Annotated in this window: 17 protein-coding genes; 9 read left to right on the top strand and 8 right to left on the bottom strand. The window is 72.4% G+C overall.

Annotated elements, in window-relative coordinates:
- Positions 1-104: 104 nt before the first annotated feature.
- Both NITAL_RS12565 and NITAL_RS29595 read left to right on the top strand, forming a co-directional pair.
- Positions 105-1,301 carry a hypothetical protein gene (locus NITAL_RS12565; protein WP_052666521.1) on the top strand — a complete coding sequence of 399 codons (1,197 nt, stop codon included), beginning with the start codon at positions 105-107 and terminating at the stop codon, positions 1,299-1,301.
- Between the two features lie 204 nt (positions 1,302-1,505).
- Positions 1,506-1,871: a DUF6429 family protein gene (locus tag NITAL_RS29595; protein WP_425413692.1), complete on the top strand. Its 366-nt coding sequence runs from the start codon at positions 1,506-1,508 to the stop codon at positions 1,869-1,871.
- Positions 1,872-2,105: 234 nt separating this feature from the next.
- Here the strand turns inward: NITAL_RS29595 and NITAL_RS12555 are convergent, their stop codons facing one another.
- Genes NITAL_RS12555 through NITAL_RS12540 form a run of 4 tightly spaced genes read right to left on the bottom strand, consistent with a single transcriptional unit; the run spans position 2,106 to position 6,777 of the window.
- The gene (locus tag NITAL_RS12555; protein WP_052666518.1) at positions 2,106-3,074 is read right to left on the bottom strand and encodes an acyl-CoA dehydrogenase family protein; all 969 of its coding nucleotides are present in this window, start codon (positions 3,072-3,074) and stop codon (positions 2,106-2,108) included.
- Entirely contained in the window at positions 3,071-4,264 is a 1,194-nt protein-coding gene (locus NITAL_RS12550; RefSeq protein WP_052666516.1) for an acyl-CoA dehydrogenase family protein, read from the bottom strand. Before NITAL_RS12550 ends, NITAL_RS12555 begins: the two co-directional genes overlap by 4 nt.
- A 6-nt stretch (positions 4,265-4,270) precedes the next feature.
- Positions 4,271-5,113, bottom strand: a complete 843-nt coding sequence (locus NITAL_RS12545; RefSeq protein WP_052666515.1) for a hypothetical protein — start codon at positions 5,111-5,113, stop codon at positions 4,271-4,273.
- Positions 5,110-6,777 (bottom strand): FadD3 family acyl-CoA ligase, encoded by a 1,668-nt coding sequence (locus NITAL_RS12540; RefSeq protein ID WP_052666513.1) that lies wholly within the window; start codon positions 6,775-6,777, stop codon positions 5,110-5,112. Before NITAL_RS12540 ends, NITAL_RS12545 begins: the two co-directional genes overlap by 4 nt.
- A gap of 75 nt (positions 6,778-6,852) precedes the next feature.
- Between NITAL_RS12540 and NITAL_RS12535 the strand changes: the two genes are divergently transcribed.
- From NITAL_RS12535 to NITAL_RS12525, 3 genes are all read left to right on the top strand, one after another.
- Complete coding sequence (locus NITAL_RS12535; protein WP_211262382.1) at positions 6,853-8,079, top strand: CaiB/BaiF CoA transferase family protein; 1,227 nt, start codon at positions 6,853-6,855, stop codon at positions 8,077-8,079.
- A gap of 31 nt (positions 8,080-8,110) precedes the next feature.
- Positions 8,111-9,115, top strand: coding sequence for a serine hydrolase domain-containing protein (locus NITAL_RS12530; RefSeq protein WP_052666511.1), 1,005 nt, complete (start codon positions 8,111-8,113; stop codon positions 9,113-9,115).
- 139 nt (positions 9,116-9,254) lie between these two features.
- Positions 9,255-9,518 carry a hypothetical protein gene (locus NITAL_RS12525; RefSeq protein ID WP_052666510.1) on the top strand — a complete coding sequence of 88 codons (264 nt, stop codon included), beginning with the start codon at positions 9,255-9,257 and terminating at the stop codon, positions 9,516-9,518.
- A gap of 29 nt (positions 9,519-9,547) precedes the next feature.
- On the opposite strand, the gene NITAL_RS12520 is transcribed toward NITAL_RS12525, so the two are convergent.
- Genes NITAL_RS12520 through NITAL_RS12510 form a run of 3 tightly spaced genes read right to left on the bottom strand, consistent with a single transcriptional unit; the run spans position 9,548 to position 13,019 of the window.
- On the bottom strand, positions 9,548-11,302 hold the full coding sequence (locus tag NITAL_RS12520; protein WP_052666509.1) for an aldehyde dehydrogenase family protein: 1,755 nt from the start codon (positions 11,300-11,302) through the stop codon (positions 9,548-9,550).
- A complete protein-coding gene (locus NITAL_RS12515) occupies positions 11,299-12,234 on the bottom strand; it encodes a TIGR03619 family F420-dependent LLM class oxidoreductase (protein ID WP_211262381.1) in 936 nt (311 codons plus the stop codon). Before NITAL_RS12515 ends, NITAL_RS12520 begins: the two co-directional genes overlap by 4 nt.
- Positions 12,235-12,236: 2 nt before the next feature.
- A complete protein-coding gene (locus NITAL_RS12510) occupies positions 12,237-13,019 on the bottom strand; it encodes an SDR family oxidoreductase (protein ID WP_052666508.1) in 783 nt (260 codons plus the stop codon).
- A 133-nt stretch (positions 13,020-13,152) separates the two neighbouring features.
- On the opposite strand from NITAL_RS12510, the gene NITAL_RS12505 reads away from it, so the two are divergent.
- From NITAL_RS12505 to NITAL_RS12490, 4 genes are read left to right on the top strand one after another with little or no spacing between them, the layout of a single operon-like run.
- Positions 13,153-13,914 (top strand): enoyl-CoA hydratase family protein, encoded by a 762-nt coding sequence (locus NITAL_RS12505; RefSeq protein WP_052666507.1) that lies wholly within the window; start codon positions 13,153-13,155, stop codon positions 13,912-13,914.
- A 59-nt stretch (positions 13,915-13,973) separates the two neighbouring features.
- Positions 13,974-14,858 (top strand): CoA transferase subunit A, encoded by an 885-nt coding sequence (locus tag NITAL_RS12500; RefSeq protein WP_052666506.1) that lies wholly within the window; start codon positions 13,974-13,976, stop codon positions 14,856-14,858.
- Entirely contained in the window at positions 14,855-15,631 is a 777-nt protein-coding gene (locus NITAL_RS12495; RefSeq protein ID WP_052666505.1) for a CoA-transferase subunit beta, read from the top strand. Before NITAL_RS12500 ends, NITAL_RS12495 begins: the two co-directional genes overlap by 4 nt.
- Positions 15,631-16,770, top strand: a complete 1,140-nt coding sequence (locus NITAL_RS12490) for an NAD(P)H-dependent flavin oxidoreductase (RefSeq protein ID WP_157041801.1) — start codon at positions 15,631-15,633, stop codon at positions 16,768-16,770. The genes NITAL_RS12495 and NITAL_RS12490 overlap by 1 nt, the downstream gene beginning before the upstream one ends.
- Here the strand turns inward: NITAL_RS12490 and NITAL_RS12485 are convergent.
- Positions 16,702-17,553, bottom strand: a complete 852-nt coding sequence (locus tag NITAL_RS12485; RefSeq protein ID WP_211262380.1) for a hypothetical protein — start codon at positions 17,551-17,553, stop codon at positions 16,702-16,704. The genes NITAL_RS12490 and NITAL_RS12485 overlap by 69 nt on opposite strands.
- Positions 17,554-17,559: the final 6 nt, after the last annotated feature.

Genomic DNA, 17,559 nt, shown 5'->3' with positions numbered 1-17,559 from the left:
GGGATGTGCGAACGGTCGCGCACCGGATGTGTCAGGCTTCGGCCCTTCGTGCATCCCGGCGATCGGAAGGGAGGCTGGTGGGTGGATCAGGCCTCCAAGGCCGAGTGGGTCTGACCCGTCGGGAGTACCCGGGGGTTCCGGCGGGGACGTACGTCGACGTCGAGGAAGCTGATCCTGGCAGCGGCTGGCACATCATGCTGACGCAACGGGACGTGCGCGACGGCCCCTCCGACGGGTGGGACATCTGGGCGGAGACCGAGGACGACCTCAGGTCGTGGCTCGGACCGGAGATCCTCGATGTGCAGTGGCTCACCGAGCCCCTTCCCGACGCGCCGATGGCCGGGCTGGTCAGCGACGTCGACGGAGGATGGCGCTTCCAGTACGTCTCGCCCGACGGCGTAGCCGCCTGGCTCCACGACGCGGACGTCAGTCTCAGCGAGGTCGAGCTGATCGGGGCGGTGGCCGTGGTGCCTGGCCTCGTCGAGTCGGTGTGGGAGCCCCCTGTGCGCCGGCTCGGTTGGTCACGCGCGCTGAGAGCCCGGTTCCCCTTCGTGCTCGCGGTCGACCCCGCGGCTGCGGTGCACACCGAGGATCCCAAGCGCATCGACCAGGTGATCGTCGGTGGCGTGGACTACCACCCGGACACACAAAGCCTGATCATCGAGTCAGCCATCCCGGGTGCGATCCGGATCACCACGCCAGCTGCCAGCTATCGGCTCGCCACCGCGAAGCGGCCCGAACTGGTCCGGCGCTGGTGGCGGTGGCAGCCGCTTGACAGGGACGACCGTCCGAACGAGCGGGTCACCGACACGGCACACGGTCCGGTGGGCTGGGTCCACTACGCCGGCCCTCCGCGGGTGAACCCTGTACCCAACAGAGCTGAGCTGCGTGGCTTCGGTCTCCCCGAACCACACGAGACGCTCGAGATCGACGTGTCCCGCATCTCGGTGAGGGTGAAGCGCGAGCTGGTGTCACGCTTGCTCGCCGTGCTCGGCAGCCGCGACCGGGATGCCGATCTCTACGAGGCTCATCGCCGGGGAGGATGGCAGCGGACTTCCGCGGCCGACGCTGCGAGCGGGTCCGGAGCGGCCGTCGACTCCGAGGGCTGGTGGGCTGGCGATCTCGCGCTGCTGGTTCGTACGACCCGGGGCCCGGCCGTGTTGTGCTCGGCCGTCGACGGGCAGGTCATCGTCGTCGTGACCGGCGGGTACCGGCGAGCCCGGCTGCGTGAGCTCGTGGAGTCCTCAGCCCTGAGCGCGCTGGCCGACATCGCCACCGACCAGGGACGACCGCCGGAGTAGCTAGGCGCGGCACGCGTCTGATGTTCTGCCGTGCGCTCGCTCGCGTCTCCCCTCTCGCGCGGCTCCGTGCAGTTGGGCCACCCTCGTGACGTCGCTACAGCTGGAGCTGGGACTGGACCCCTCGCGTCGTTAGGACTGCCTCGTGGTGTGCAACGCTGGCAGTCCGAAGTCGGTCCGGCAACCTCAACCGCCGTGCTCGCGCTGATGCACCGCAACGCGCACCGGGACAGGTTCGGCTGGCAGGCGTGGAAGACCATCCCGTGGCAAGCAACCGACGGCTTTCACGAGCGAGGGCTCATCGATGAGCCGCGTTCCAGGGCGGAGTCGGTAGCGCTCACGAGGAAGGAGCGCGCCTGGCCGAGCAGCTGTACGCCGAGCTGTTCGGGGTCGACGATCCGGGCCCCGACTAGAGCTGAGTCGGCCATCGCCGACGCGACGGTGAGCGCGTACGGCCCACCACGGCTCACCCTACGCGGGCGTTCGACGGTCTTGTCGGGTAGTGAGACCGGGCGTTGCATGACAGTTCCTGGCTGCTGGGCGCCAGAAGTTGCCGCCGACGCCTGCGGATGAGCCGGTGCCCGTGACAGTTCCTGGCTGCTGGGCGCCAGAAGTTGCCGCCGACGCCTGCGGATGAGCCGGTGCCCGTGGCAGTTCCTGGCTGCCAGGAGCCAGGAACTGCCGTCGTGACGGCCTCAGCGGAGGCGCTCCAGCACCGCGGCAAGGTGGGCACAACCGCCGTGTGACGGCGTCCGAGCGCAGCGCTGGTTCCGTCCACGTGGGGTCCGGGACGGGCGCGGCGCCCGTTCAGAGGGTGGCGGCGACCCGTTCGGCCTGCGCGTCGAGACCACCGTCGAGGGCGCAGAGCACGGCGGCGCGTTTCAGCGGCAGGTGGGCATCGACCTCCCAGGTGAAGCCCATCCCGCCGTGGACCTGGATCCCAGCTTTCCCGTTGCGCTTCGCCGCCTCCCCCGCCAGCAGGACCGCTCCCGCGATCGCACGATCGAGATCACCGAGCTCGGCATCGTCCGGCGAGCCGAGGTGGACCGCCGCGGCGTGGACGGCGGCCCGTGCCACCTCGGTACGGGCGAGCATGTCCGCGCAGAGGTGCTTGATCGCCTGGAACCCACCGATCGGACGCCCGAACTGCTCACGTTCACCGGCGTAGCGCACGGCCAGATCCATCGCCGTCCCGGCGAGTCCAACCAGCTGTGCCGCCCGCAGGACCGCGGCCGTGCGGCGCAGCTGGCGGGCGAGGGCGGCGTCGCCGACGACCGTGCCGTGCGGGAGCGGACCGGTGACGTGGGACACCGGCGTGAGCGGGTCGAGCGGCCGCGGTGCTGCCTGCGTCGGTAGGCCAGCGGCGTCGGTGACCGTGACCTCGCCCCGGTGCAGGACCAGCAGCGCATCGAGGTCGTCCGCGTGCTCGACGACGAGGGGTGATCGCTCGGCCTCCACGAGCCCGACCACGGCGCCGCCGTCAGCGGCACCGTCGACCAGCCCGGCGGCCAGGTGGGTACCGAGGACCGGACCGTGGACCAGCGCTCGCCCGAGTTCCTCGAAGACGACCGCCGCATCGGTCACCCGGGCGCCCGTTCCGCCGTCGGCCTCGGGGAGCCGCAGCGAGAACACCCCGGCTTCGGCGAGCTCACGCCACAGGTCCCGGTCGACGCGCCCCTCGGTGGCACGCAGGCGTTCCACAGGGAAGCGGCCGCGGTACAGCCCGCGGATGCCCTGCTGCAGCGCCAGCTCGGTCTCGTCGAGGTCGAAGTTCACCGCGGCTCCTTCGGCAGACCGAGGATGCGCTCCCCGACGATGTTGCGCTGGATCTGCGACGTCCCCGCCGCGATGGAGATCGACATCGCGTGGAACCACCCACGCACATGCTCGCCTCCCGGGACGTCACCGAGATCGTCGAGCGCGAGTCCGGCCGGACCGAGCAGCCGCATCGCCAGGTCCCCGAGCCGGTGGCGCGCTTCGGAGTACGCCAGCTTCCAGACCGAGCCACCGATGCCCGGTGCGCCGGTCCTGGCGGCCTGGGTGACGTTGCGCTTGGTCAACGCCCAGAGGGCATCGAACTCGGCGGCGAGGTGGGCGATCTCGCGCCGGACACCGCCGTCGTCCCACGCCTTCCCCCCGCCGGCGAGCGGCAGCTCGCGCGCGAGTTCGGTCAGCGCGGCCACGGCCTGACGGGTCTGGAGCAGCTCGCTGACGAACGCCGTCCCACGCTCGAACGAGAACGTGACCATCGCGACGCGCCAGCCGTCGTTCGCCTCACCGACGCGGTGCTCGACGGGCACCCGGACCTCGTCGAACACGACCTCACAGAACTCCGACGATCCGGCGATGGTCTCGAGCGGGCGGACCTCGATACCCGGCGCGTCCATCGGACAGATCAGCCACGAGATGCCCCGGTGCTTCGGTGCGTCCGGGTCCGTGCGGACGAGCAGCTCGCAGACGTCGGCGACGTGGGCGAACGTCGACCAGATCTTGCGGCCGGTCACCACGTACTCGTCCCCGTCGCGGACGGCGCGGGCGCGCAGGGACGCGAGGTCGGAGCCGGCGTCGGGTTCGGAGAAGCCCTGGCACCACACCTCGTCACCCCGCAGGATCGCGGGCAGGTGACGAGCACGCTGCTCGGCCGTCCCCTCCGCAGCGAGGGTCGGCCCAGCGTGCAGCAGCCCGACGAAGTTGACCCCGACGTACGGCGCGCCGGCACGCTCGGTCTCCTCGAGGAAGATCAGGTGCTCGGTCGGTGACAGGGCCCGGCCACCCGCCTCCTGCGGCCAGTCGAGACCCGCGTAGCCCGCGTCGAACAGGCGCCGCTGCCACGCGGTGTCGTAGGCACGCCGACCAGCCCAGTCATCGACGTCCGGCGGCGCCGGGACGTCCGGGAGGGTCGCGGCCAGCCACGCGCGGAGCTCGTCGCGGAACGCGAGCTCGTCGGCGGTGTAGGACAGGTCCATGTCAGGTCACCACAGCTGGTCGGTGTAGCGGTCGGTCCCAGGCACCGTCGGGATGAACGGACCCTGCCACACGATGCGCCCGAGGCCCGTGGCCTCGAGCGCCGCGGGTCGGCCGGCGAACCGCTCGGCCCAGACCTCGGCCGGGTCGGTCTCGACGAACGACAGGTGCAGGACCCGTCCCTCGCTGCCATCGTTCTTCGCCACCCCCTCGGCATCGACCTGCAGCGGGATGCCGGTGAACGACAGCGTCATCGCCACCGGTCCCCCGTCGTGCAGGCTCGGGATCGAGGTGTCACGCATCCAGACGTCGACCTCGGCCCGCGGGGTCCCCGCCGCCGCGTCGGCGACGGTCACCACGAGCCCGGCGTAGCGGTGATCGAGCGCCAGCGCCGCCGGGACGGGATCCTCGTCGCGGTAGACGGCCTCGTCGTGGTCGTAGAGCAGCGTGTGCACGTGGTCGCGGTGAGGGAACATGCGGTCGTTGTCGTGCAGCCACCGGAACTGCCGGTACGCCCACCGGTTCCACTCCTGCCGCTTGCCGGCCAGCACCCAGTACAGCGACAGGTACGAGCCGGTCAGCGCATCCGGGGCGAGGGCACCAGGGACCACGTGGCGCAGATCCTTGTAGGGCCGGGGGGCGACGAAGCGGGCCCCGGCGAAGTTGTGCTCGCCGACCATGCAGCCGTCGTAGAAGTGGTCGCGCTCGTACCACCGGTTGTAGGCGATCTCCCACCCCGGATGCGGATCGGTCATCGTGAACAGGATGCTGCCGAGCTGCACCGGCCCGAGGCCGAGCTGCCGCAGGTAGGCCTCCTGCGTCGTCGCTTCGCTGGTCGTCGTGGGACTCACGCGTCCGCCTCCTGGATCGTCACCGCGCGGTCGCGCAGCTCGTGCTTGAGCACCTTGCCGCTGGCGTTGACGGGCAGGGCCGCCACCACCTCGACGCGACGAGGCACCTTGAAGTTGGCGAGCCGGTCGCGGCTCCAGGCCACGAGTCGCTCGGGGTCCGGGTCGCGACCGGGGGCCGGGACCACGAACGCGCACCCGACCTCGCCCATGCGCTCGTCCGGGATGCCGACCACGGCGACCTGCCCGACGTCCTCGTGGGCGAGCAGGGCGTCCTCCACCTCGGCGGGTGAGACGTTGAAGCCGCCGACGATGAACAGGTCCTTGAGGCGATCGACGATGTCGAGGTAGCCGCGTTCGTCGAGGATCCCGACGTCACCGGTGTGCAGCCAGCCGTCGGCGTCGATGGTCTCGGCGGTGCGTTCGGGGTCCTCGAAGTAGCCCCGGGTGACGTTGTAGCCGCGGACGACCACCTCGCCGCGCTCGCCGGTCGGGACGTCGCGGCCCTCCTCGTCGACGACCCGCACCTCCACACCGGGGATGGCCGTGCCGGAGGTCGTCGCGACCGTCTCGGCGTCGTCGCCTCGACGGCACACGGTCACCACGCCGGTCGCCTCGGTCAGGCCGTAGGCGGTCAGGACGGTGTCGAAGCCGAGCTCGTCACGTACCCGTTCGATCAGCGACACCGGGATGGTCGCGGCACCGGTGACGGCGAGGCGGAGCGACGAGCGGTCCACCTCGGCCAGGCGCGGGTGGTCCAGCAGCGACGCGTACAACGTCGGCGGTCCGGGCAGGACGCTGATCCGCTCGGCCGCGATGCGGTCGAGCACCGCGTCGGGGTCGAAGACCGCGTGCGGGACGATGGTCGCGCCAGTCAGCAGGCAGGCGACGATGCCCGCCTTGTAACCGAAGGTGTGGAAGAACGGGTTGACCACGAGGTAGCGGTCGTCAGCGCGCAGGCCCACGAGGTCCGCCCACTCGGTGAAGACCCGGACGGTCTGGCCGTGGGTCGCGATGACGCCCTTCGGGCTCCCCGTGGTACCGGACGTGAAGATCAGGTCCGAGACGTCGTCCGGCGCCACCGCCGCGGCCCGGCGCTCGACCTCAGCCGTGTCGACCTCGGCGCCCTCGGCGAGCAGGTCCGACCACGCCGTCGTGCCGGCAGGCGCCTCGCCGCGCAGGACCACGATCCGGCGCAGGTGGGGCAGCGTGGCCACGGGGCGGTCACCGTCGGCCTCGCCGCGGGCGTCGCGCAACAGCGCGACGTTGTCCGCCCCGAGGAACCCGGTCACGGTCAGGAGGCACGTGGCGCGGCTGACCTCGAGCAGGTGACCGACCTCGTGGCCCCTGTACCGCGTGTTGCAGGGCACGAGCGTCGCGCCGGCGGTCAACGCACCGAGGGCAGCGGCGACCCACTCGTGGATGTTGGGCGCCCAGATGGCGACACGGTCGCCGGGGGCGACGTCGGCGGCGATCAGCGCGGCGGCGGCGCGGCGCACCTCGCTGTGCAGGTCGCGCCAGGACCACCGGACCGCGGCGCCCCCGCGCTCCGCCGCGTCGACCAGCGCCTCGCCGTCACCGAAGCGGTCGGCCGCCCACGCGACCAGCCCCGGCACGGTCAGCGCCGGCAAGAGGTTCCCGGCGGTCCTCCCACGATGGTCGGTCACTCAGCCCTCCCACAGAACCTGACGACCCGTCAGATACAGGCTAGCCTGCCGACCGAGGCCGTCGAGGAGAAGCTCGTGCCCACCCGCCCACCGCTCGCCGGCGTGCGCGTCGTCGAAGCCTCGATGCTGGGGCCCGCCGCGATCACCACCGCGCTCGCCGACCTCGGCGCCGACGTCATCAAGGTCGAACCGCCGAAGGGCGACTACGTGCGGTCGATGACCTGGCCCATCATCGAAGGCACGTCCCTGCTGCACCTCCACGTCAACCGCGGCAAGCGCTCGATCACGCTCGACCTGCGCACCGACGAGGGGCGTGCCGTGTTCGAGGACCTCGCCCGCGATGCCGACGTCGTGATCGAGGCGATGCGCCCCGGTGCCCTGGCCCGGCGGGGGCTCGGGTTCGACCAGCTCCGGGCGATCAACCCGGCGCTGGTGTTCTGCACCATCTCCGGGTACGGCATGACCGGTCCGTACGCGGACCTCCCGAGCCACGGCATCGCGTACGACACCTGGGCGGGCATCGTCGATCCGGCGGTCGACGACGAGGGGTTCACCTACATCCCCGAGCACGTCTCCCTCGGCATCAACGTCGGGCCGGTGATCGGCGCCGTCGGCGTGCTGGCGGCCGTGATCCGGGCGCGCGAGACCGGTGAGGGGTGCGCGCTGGACGTCGCCCAGTCCGACGCCGCGGCGTACACCGACTGGTACCGATCGGAGAGTTGGCTGGCCTACGAGCGGCCGGAGAGCGAGGTCACCGGCAACGCTGCGGACGACTACGAGCGCCGCGCCCCGGGGACCGCGGGCATGCGCGAGGGCGTCCGGTACCAGATCTACGCCGCGATGGACGGCCACGTCCTGTTCATGGCCTCCGAGCAGGCGTTCTGGCGCAACTTCTGCGAGGGCGTCGGTCGGCTGGACCTGTTCGAGCGTTGGCCCGGGTCGACCTACGCCGATCACGCCCGCGGGAACCGCGAGCTGCAGGCCGAGCTGCGCGACATCTTCGCGACCCGCACGTGCGAGCAGTGGCTGACGTTCGCCGGCGAGGTGGACACGCCCATCGCGCCGGTCAACACCCCTCGAACGGTCGTCCACGACCCGCAGTTCCAGGACCGGTTGCCGCTGCTGCCCCACCAGCAGCACGGCGCGGACATGCTGCCCTTCCCGGTGCGGTTCATCGGCGAACAGATCCCCCCGCCGGCGAAGGCGCCCGAGATCGGCCAGCACACCGACGAGGTCCTCGCCGGCCTCGGCTACGACGAGGACCGGCGGCAGGCGCTGAGGGCGACCGGCGCCCTCGGCTGACACCCCAGGCCGGGCGGGCTAGCGTCGAACGATGCCGGACCTCTGGGGGACCATCGACGAGATCGCGGCCGAGACACGGTTCTCGGGCGTGGTGCGCGTCGACGGGCCGGACGGTACCGAGCTGCTGGCCAGCTACGGGTACGCCGACCGGGCCTACCGGATCCCGGTCACGCCCGAGACCCGTTTCGGCATCGCGAGCGGCACCAAGGGCCTGACCGCCCTCACGGTGGTCAGCCTCATCGACGAGGGGCGACTCGCGCTGGCGACGCCGGCTCGCGAGATCCTCGGCGACGACCTGCCGCTCATCGGTGACGACGTCACCGTCGAGCACCTACTGGCCCACCGCTCGGGTATCGGCGACCACATCGACGAGGACGACGACCTCGACCTCGACGACTACCTGCTCGACGTGCCCGTCCACCGGCTGGCGACGGCTGAGGATCACCTCCCGGTGCTCGACAGGCGCCCACCGAAGTTCTCGCCAGGCGAGCGGTTCTCGTACTGCAACAGCGGCTACGTGGTGCTCGCGCTGCTCGCCGAACGGGTCACCGGCACCCCGTTCCACGAGCTCGTCGACCGCCGGGTGTGCCTGCCCGCCGGGATGAGCGAGACCGCGTTCCTGCGCTCCGACGAGCCGGACGACCGCACCGCCCGGGGGTACCTCAGGGCCGACGGGTTACGCACCAACGTCCTGCACCTGCCGGTCCGCGGCACCGGTGACGGCGGACTGCACACCACCGTCGCCGACGTCCACGCGCTGTGGACCAGCTTCACCTCGGGGCGCGTCGTCCCGCAGGCGTGGGTCGAGGAGATGGTCAGGCCACGCTCCGACCCGCCCGAGCACCGTGAGCGGTACGGCCTCGGGTTCTGGCTCGCCGCGTCGGGATCCGCCGTCATCCTCGAGGGTGGCGACACAGGTGTCTCGTTCCGCAGCGTCCACGACCCTGAGGCGGGCACGACCCACACCGTCGTGGCCAACACCACCACCGGCGCGTGGCCGCTCGCACGACACCTCGCCGACACCCTCGGCGGGTAGGCAGGGTGTCGGCGCCGCGGTCGAGCAGGCGATCGGCCCTCCTCCACGACCAGGTAGCCCACCGGCCCGGTCGGAACGACTCTGATGCACCGGTGGACCCGGTCTGCCATGCTCTCACCACCGATGGAGGGGGTCACCGGTGAGCGACCGGTCGTGGTACGACGAAGCGGAACCGGAGAAGCGGCGACGGGGCGAACGCTCGAAGGGCGACTCCGTGGTTGGCCCGACGCGGCCGCCGGGACCTGCGACCGCCGGCGTCGCCTGGCTCACGCTCGGGTTCGCCATCCTCGCGTGCATCCTCGCGGCGGTGGCGATGGTCCGTGCCGGGGAGGCCCGCGACGCCGCCCGCGGCGTGCCGCTGGGAGCCACGATGGTCGAGACGGCCACCGTGGCCCCGGCGTAGCCGGCGGCCGCCAGCCCGACCCGGGCGGCTCAGGCCTTGATGCCGTCGCGGACGATGCCGGGCAGCTGCTTCCAGTCGCCGTAGGCCTCGGCCCGCAGCAGTCGCCGTGACATCTCGCCGAACGTGGAGAAGTCGTACGACATCGGCGGCTTCTTGCCGAGCTTGAACGGTGCGCGGATGACGGCCTTCTCGACGTCCTCGAGCATGTAGGTGTTGTGCACCACCCCGCGGCCCGACTGGATGTCGTGCAGCGGGTGGCCGGGGAACGCCCCCCACGGGGTCGAGGTCAGGCCGTACCCGGTGGCCGCCCAGGCGTTGACCGACACCGTCCCGTACCGCAGGTTGGCGATGGCCCGGTCGAAGGCCGCCGCGATACCGGGGCTCTGCAACGTCTTCGGGTGCACGATGAGCGTCACCCCGAGCGTGCCCCAGAGCGTGTCGTTGCAGAAGTCCACGGCCGCGTCGAGGTAGGCCCCGACGTCGAGCGGCGCCTCGAGCGCCACCTCGCCGAGGACGCCGTTGAACGCCTCGACGTTGAAGGCGGGCTGGTCGGCATCGGTCGGGTCGAGGTCGGGCAGCAAGGTCCACGGGACCGGGTCGCCGTTGCTGCGGCCGTAGACCTCGGCGTCGGGGTAGGCGTCGCAGAAGAAGCGCCACCGGTCGCGCGCCCCGGGGTAGTAGGCCGCACGCTGCGGCGATTCGGCCAGCGCGCGCCGGAACGCATCGAGGAACGCGCGACGCCGGTTCCACCGACCGTGGGTGACGATCACGCGGGGGCAGGCGCAGGTGAACCCGGCGTTGGCCGCCAGCATCGAGGCGATCGACTTGCCCTGGTAGGCGATGTCGTCGTCGCTCCAGGGGCCGGGGACCACGATCACGGGACTGACGTTGCCGAGCTCGGAGGTGACCTCCTTGTCGATCAGCGGCGTGCGTTCGGCCTTGCGACGCGCGCCCGCCTCACCGGTGCCGAACACGACCGCATCGTGGGTCTTGTCCGAGGCGGTCATGTGGATGGTGTCGACCTTCGGGTGGCTGGTGAGGTGCTCACCCTCCTTGGCGCCGCCGTAGATGATGCGGACGAACCCCTCCTCGACCAGCGCCCGGATGGCGACCTCGACGAACTGTCCGGTGTGCTCGTTGACCGGGTTCATCTTCAGGACGCAGACCTGGTCCTCGTTGTAGAGCTTGTAGAGGCAGTCCGAGGCACCCACCGAGGACACGTTCCCCGCACCGAGGACGAAGGCGACCTTCGGATCCGACCAGCTGCGGTACGCCAGCGCGGTGCGCACCTGCTCGGGCGAGGTGACGCTGCGCTGGAGCCACACGTCGGCGGTGTGCCCGACGTAGGTCGCGCGCTCGAGCAGCGAGGTCGGGAAGACCGGCACCGTGACCTGACCGTCCGGCCGGACCACCGGCGGGCCGGGCAGGCCGACCTCGCCGGTCTGCTCGAGCGACTCGAGCGTGCGGTCGAGCAGCCGGGCGTGCCGCACCAGCTGCATCGGACCGGTCGCGACGTCCTCCCCCCACGCCGGCGTGCCGGGCTCGATGCCCTTGGCCTCCGCACCGGCCACGGACCACGCCTCGGCCACCGACATCGTGTCGTCGATGATCCGGGCGAGGAGGCGACGACGGTCGGCGATGGGGGTGCGCGTCCACCGCCTCGCGTTCGCGGCGACGATGTCCACCGCGTGGTCGATCTCGGCGATGCCGTGGTGGTCGCGGGATGCGGCCGCCTCCGGGATGACGATGGCGCCCTGGACGGTGTGCTCGCGCTGGGTGGTCACGTCGTGCTCCTCCTCGCCCCCACCGGGGCAGCATGCGGGTCGACCGGCGACGTCGCCGCGCGGGCGCGCTCGTCGGTCGGCGCGGGTGCAGCACCGCGCCAGTCGGTCAGCAGGTCGGCTAGCCGCTCGAGCTCGGCCAGCGCGGCGTCACGGCGCACGTCCGGCAGCAGGACCACGACCTCGTCGATGCCGAGGTCGACGAGGTGGTCGAGCTTGCCGGCCGTCGGGCGGGTTCCGACGGGCACGGTGCGGACCGTCGCGGGGTCACGGTCGATCGCTTCGCACGCGGCGGCGAGGCGCGGGAGCGCGTCCACCAGGCCGGATGCGCCGTGCGGCGCCCAGACGTCGGCGAACGCGGCGACGTCCGCCAGCCCCGTCGTTCCGGCACCGACACCGAGCCAGATCGGCACACCACCCGCGACGGGTTTCGGCCACGCCCAGCTCGGCTCGAACGACACGTGATCACCGGTGAAGGTGGCGACCTCGTCGCGCCACAGCGACCGCATGGCGGCCACCTGCTCGCGCAACCGGGCCCGACGGGTCGCCACGTCGATGCCGTGGTCGGCCAGCTCAGCGAGGTTCCACCCGGCGCCGACGCCGAGGACGACCCGACCGCCGCTGAGGTGATCGAGGGTGGCGACCTCCTTGGCGGTCAGCAGGGCGTCACGGACCGGCAGCAGGGCGATGCCGGTGCCGAGCACGAGGCTCTCGGTGACCCCGGCAGCGGTTGCCAGCGCCACGAACGGGTCGAGCGTGCGCGCGTAGTCGTCCGGCACCCGCCCCTCCAGGGGGTGGTCGTCGCGGCTGACGAGCGGCAGGTGGGTGTGCTCGGGCAGCAGGAGGCTGTGGAAGCCGCGGTCCTCGGCGGCGCGCGCCAGCTCGTCCGGCCGGATCGATCGATCCGTCAGCATCGCGGTGAGGCCGACGCGCACGATCAGCCTCCGCCCGCGTCGGGGGCCGCCCGCAGGAACGCGGGCCACTCGCCACCGCCGTCGAGGACGAGGTTGCTGCCGCTGACGTAGCTGGCCGCGGGCGAAGCGACCCAGTGGATCGCCTCGGCGACCTCCTCCGGGGTGGCGAAGCGGCCGAGCGGCACGGTCGCGGCGATGGCTGTCGGGTCGTCGTAGTGGGCGTCGGCCCCCTCGGTCGCCACGAGGCCCGGGGTCACGCACACCACGCGGACCCGTGGCGCCCACTCGACGGCGAGGCTGCGCGTGAGCCCGATCAACCCGGCCTTGGCCGCGCCGTACGCCGCCGTCCCCGGCGACGGTCGCAGCCCGCTGACGCTGCCGACGTTGACCACGACGCCCCCGCCGGGCTGGTCCTGCATCACCCGGTTGGCGGCCTGGGCGACGTGCAGCGCGGCGGTGAGGTTGAGGTCGATGATCGCCGCGTGGAACCGTGGGGACGCCTCCGCAGCCGCGCTGTTCGGTGAGCCACCCGCGTTGTTGACCACCACGTCGAGCCGGCCGTGGGTCGCCACCACCTCGTCGACCAAGGCGGTGACGGCGGCGGGATCGCGCACGTCGGCGGTGTGGGTGGACGCGCACCGGCCACCGACCTGCGGCGCATCGCCGGCGCCCGATCGGCTGCAGACCGCGACGTGCGCACCCTCGGCGAGGAAGCGACGTGCCACGGCGGCGCCGATGCCTCGGGTCCCCCCGGTCACCAGCACGACGGCACGCCCGTCGCCCGCACCCTCGTCCGCACCCTGCACGACGTTCCGCCTCCCGCCACGGACTCCCGTCTCCCCGCGGCTCGCGCTACGGTAGCCGAGAACCTGACGGTCCGTCAGGTCGAGCTTGGGTGCGGGAGCCCCCGGCTCGGGAGCCTCGTCGGGAGCCGGAGCGATGGGCATCGAACGACACCTCGGGGACGACGGCATCGGCGAGGTCGTGGTCGACCTGCCACCGGTCAACGCCCTGCCGGTCGCCGCCTGGTTCGAGCTGGCCGACGCCATCACGGCGCTCGGGCGCGATCCCGCGTGTCGCGTCGTGATCCTGCGCGCGACCGGGCGGGGGTTCAACGCCGGTGTCGACATCAAGGAGCTCGCCGACGACCCGCACCACGATGCGCTGATCGGCGTCAACCGGGGCTGCTACGCGGCGTTCGCGGCGGTCTACGACTGCGAGGTCCCGGTCGTCGCCGCGGTCCAGGGATTCTGCCTCGGTGGTGGCATCGGGCTGGTCGGCAACGCCGACGTGATCGTGGCCAGCGAGGACGCGACGTTCGGGCTGCCCGAGGTCGATCGGGGCGCCCTCGGCGCTGCGACCCACCTGGCGCGGCTGGTCCCGCCGCTGCGGCTGCGGTCGATGGTGCTACTCGCCGAGACCGCGACCGCCGCCGAGCTGCACCACCACGGGTCGGTCCTGGCGGTTGTCCCGCGCGATGACCTCGAGGCGACGGCCCGCGAGGTCGCCGAACGGCTGGCGGCCAAGTCCGGGACGATCCTGCGCCGCGCGAAGGAGGCGCTGATCGGCATCGATCCGGTGGACGTCAAGAAGAGCTACCGCTTCGAGCAGGGCCTGACCTACGAACTGACCCTCCGCGGCGTCGCGCAGGAGGCCCGCGACGCGTTCGTGGAGAAGCGGGAGGCGGCCTTCGATGAGTGACCGGATCCAGAGGGCACAGGTACCTGACGAGCGACGCACCCACGACGAGGGGATCGGCCGTGCCTGACAAACGACGCACCCACGAGGAGGTCGTGGCCGAGCTGCGCGACGGCATGACGATCGGGATCGGGGGGTGGGGCTCGCGCCGCAAGCCCATGTCCCTCGTGCGGGCGATCCTGCGGTCCGACCTCACCGACCTGCGGATCGTCTCGTACGGCGGTCCCGACGTCGGGCTGCTGTGCGCGGCGGGGAAGGTGCGCGAGGTCGTGTACGGGTTCGTGTCGCTCGACTCCATCCCGCTCGAGCCGCACTTCCGGCAGGCACGCCAGGCGGGCCGCATCCGGGCGGTCGAGTGGGACGAGGGGATGTTCAACCTCGGCCTCCAGGCGGCTGCCCAGCGGCTGCCGTTCCTGCCGACCCGTGCCGGTCTCGGGTCGGACGTGCTGCGCGCGGACCCGAGCCTGAAGCTCGTCGAGGACCCCTACGGCGGCGGCCGGTTCGTGGCGGTGCCCGCGCTGCGCCTGGACGCGGCGCTGGTGCACGTCAACCGGGCGGACGCCCGCGGCAACGGCCAACTCCTCGGCCACGACCCGTACTTCGACGACCTCTTCGCGGCGGCGGCCGACCGCACCTACGTCAGCTGCGAGCGCGTCGTCGACACCGCCGACCTCCTGGCCGAGGGGCCGCTGTCGACCCTGCGGCTGTCGCGCGCGGTGACCCACGCCGTGGTCGAGGCCCCGGGTGGCGCGCACTTCACCTCCTGCGTCCCGGACTACGACCGCGACGAGGCCTTCCAGACGGCCTACGCCCGGGCGGCCGGGGACGCCGACGCCTGGGCCGACTTCCAGCGGCGGCACCTCGACGTGGACGAGGCGGGGTACCGGACGGCGGTCGAGGAACTGCACGAGGCGGCGCAGACCGCCGGGACCGGGAGCCGCTCGTGAGCGACGTGACCCGCGCCGATGTCTGCGCCGTGGCATGCGCCGAGCTGTTCCGCGGCGACGGCGAGATCGTCGCCTCGCCCATGGGGACCATCCCCCGGATCGGCGCACTGCTGGCCCGGTCGACCTTCGAACCCGACCTGCTGCTGTCCGACGGCGAGGCCACGCTGCTGGCGGGCAACCCACCGCTCGGTCGAGAAGCAGAGGCGGTCACCGAGGGGTGGCTGCCGTTCCGCAGCGTCTTCGAGGTCCTGGCCAGCGGCCGACGACACGTGCTGATGGGCGCGTCCCAGCTCGATCGGCACGGCAACCAGAACATCTCGGCCATCGGCGATCACGCGCGACCGAAGGTGCAGCTGCTCGGTGCCCGTGGCGCGCCCGGGAACACCGTCAACCACGCCACCAGCTACTGGGTCCCGGCGCACTCACCGAAGGTGTTCGTCGAACAGGTCGACTTCGTGTCCGGGGTGGGTACCGATCGGGCGGCCGCCGAACCCGAGGCTGCGCGGTTCCACGACCTGCGTGGGGTGGTCACCGACCTCGCCGTCCTCGACCTCGGCGGCCCGGGCGGCACGATGCGCCTCGTCTCGGTCCACCCAGGCGTGACCGTCGACGAGGTCCAGGCCGCCACGGGATTCGAGCTGGCCATCGCCGACGAGGTCCGCGAGACCCGCATCCCGACCGACGAGGAGCGTGAGCTGCTCGCCCACCTCGACCCGCGGGGGCTGCGCGAACGTGAGGTCCCGGACCGACGCGACGGCGCCGGCGCCCGGTGATGGCCGCCGCTCCCCCGCCGCTGCGTACCCCGTTCACCGAGCTGGTGGGGGTGCGCTACCCGGTGGTGCAGACGGGGATGGGCTGGGTCGCGGGCCCACGGCTGGTGGCGGCGACCGCCGAGGCCGGCGGGCTCGGCATCCTCGCCGCAGCCACCCTGGACTTCGACCAGTTCGTCGCGGCGGTGGCCGACGTCAAGGAGCGCACCGACGCGCCGTTCGGGGTGAACCTGCGTGCCGACCAACCCGACGTCGCCGAGCGCATCGAGGTCCTGATCCGCGAGGAGGTCCGGGTCGCGTCGTTCGCGCTGGCCCCACGCGCCGAGCTCCTGACACGACTGCGTGAGCGGGGGGTCGTCGTCATCCCGTCGATCGGCGCGAAGCGCCACGCGCAGAAGGTCGCGGACTGGGGCGTGGACGCGGTGCTCGCCCAGGGCGGCGAGGGTGGCGGGCACACCGGCGAGGTCCCGACCACGCTGCTCATCCCCCAGGTGGTCGATGCCGTGGACGTGCCCGTCGTGGCCGCCGGTGGGTTCTTCGACGGCCGCGGACTGGTCGCGGCGCTCGCCTACGGCGCCGCGGGTATCGCGATGGGGACCCGGTTCCTGCTCACCCAGGAGTCGACGGTCCCCGACGAGGTCAAGCGCTTCTACCTCGACCACGGCGTCACCGACACCGTGCGGACCACCCGGGTGGACGGGGTGCCCCACCGGGTGCTGCGCACGCCGATGGTGGACCAGCTCGAGACCGCCGGGACCGTCCGAGGGTTGGCACGGGCGGTCGTGAACGCGGCGCGCTTCCGGCGCCTGTCGGGCACCTCGTGGACGGCGATGCTGCGTGAGGGTCGGGCCATGCGACGCGGCCACGAGCTGACCTGGAGCCAGTTCGTGATGGCCGCCAACACCCCGATGCTGCTGCGCGCGGCGATGGTCGACGGCCGGGCCGACCTCGGCGTGATGAGCTCGGGTCAGGTGGTCGGCGTCCTCGACGACCTCCCGACCGTCGAGCAGGTCGTCCACGGTGTGGTGCGTGACGCCCACGACGTCCTCGCGCGACTGACCGAGGACGTCGGGTCACACGGCGATCAGCAGCGCCACCGCCAGGTAGAGGACGGCAGCGGGCCGATCGGGCAGCGAGGATGAGGCAAGGCCGAGGGCGGCGAGCAGCGCACCGAAGGTGATCACGGGCAGGATGAGGTAGGTCACGGCGACGAAGGCCGCGAGCGACAGATCCCGCAGCCAGCGGAGCCGGCGACTCATCGGCGACAGGTACAGCACCGCCACGGCGCCCTCGACCACGATCGTGACGACCGCGAGCCCGCCGGCGGCGCGGGCGGCCGCCGACGACACCTCCAACGAAGCGGGTACGGGTCCGTGGGCCGGATCCCCGAGGGCCGACGCGAGCTCGGCCCGGTTGCCTGCGACCAGGCCCAGTTCCTGCCACCCGAGCGCCACCGCGGTCCGTTCGATCGTCGGCTCGACCGAGATCAGGTACGTCAGGAAGGTGCCGTCGGCGAAATCCGGCACGATCACCTTCCAGATCGTGGCGAACAGGAAGGTCAGGCCGATCATCAGCCGTGCGGTCCGGCGCAGGGCGGCGCCGGGCTCCTCGGCGAACGACGTGAGCGCCAGCGCAGCGAACCAGTACAGCTGCAGGACGTGGTGGTTGTCGAGGTCGAGCCACGGGTGCCGGAGCGTCCCGGCCACGACCAGGACCGCCATCGGTACCCAGAACCGTGGATCGCGCCGCAGGATCGGGACCGCGATCAGCCCGAGTACCGCGGCGATCCGGGCGATCGCGAGGGCGCCGGGCGGGGGCAGCGCCGCGAACGTTGCCAACGTGAGGGTCGCGATGGCACCGTCACGTCCGAGGTAGGCCGCGACCACGTACGCCACGGGCGGCCGGCGATGGTTCGTCTCGGCCACGCTCGG

Origin of the sequence: Nitriliruptor alkaliphilus DSM 45188 (assembly GCF_000969705.1) — a bacterium.
GTDB classification, from domain to species: domain Bacteria; phylum Actinomycetota; class Nitriliruptoria; order Nitriliruptorales; family Nitriliruptoraceae; genus Nitriliruptor; species Nitriliruptor alkaliphilus.
This window is presented reverse-complemented; position numbering and strand designations above follow the sequence as displayed.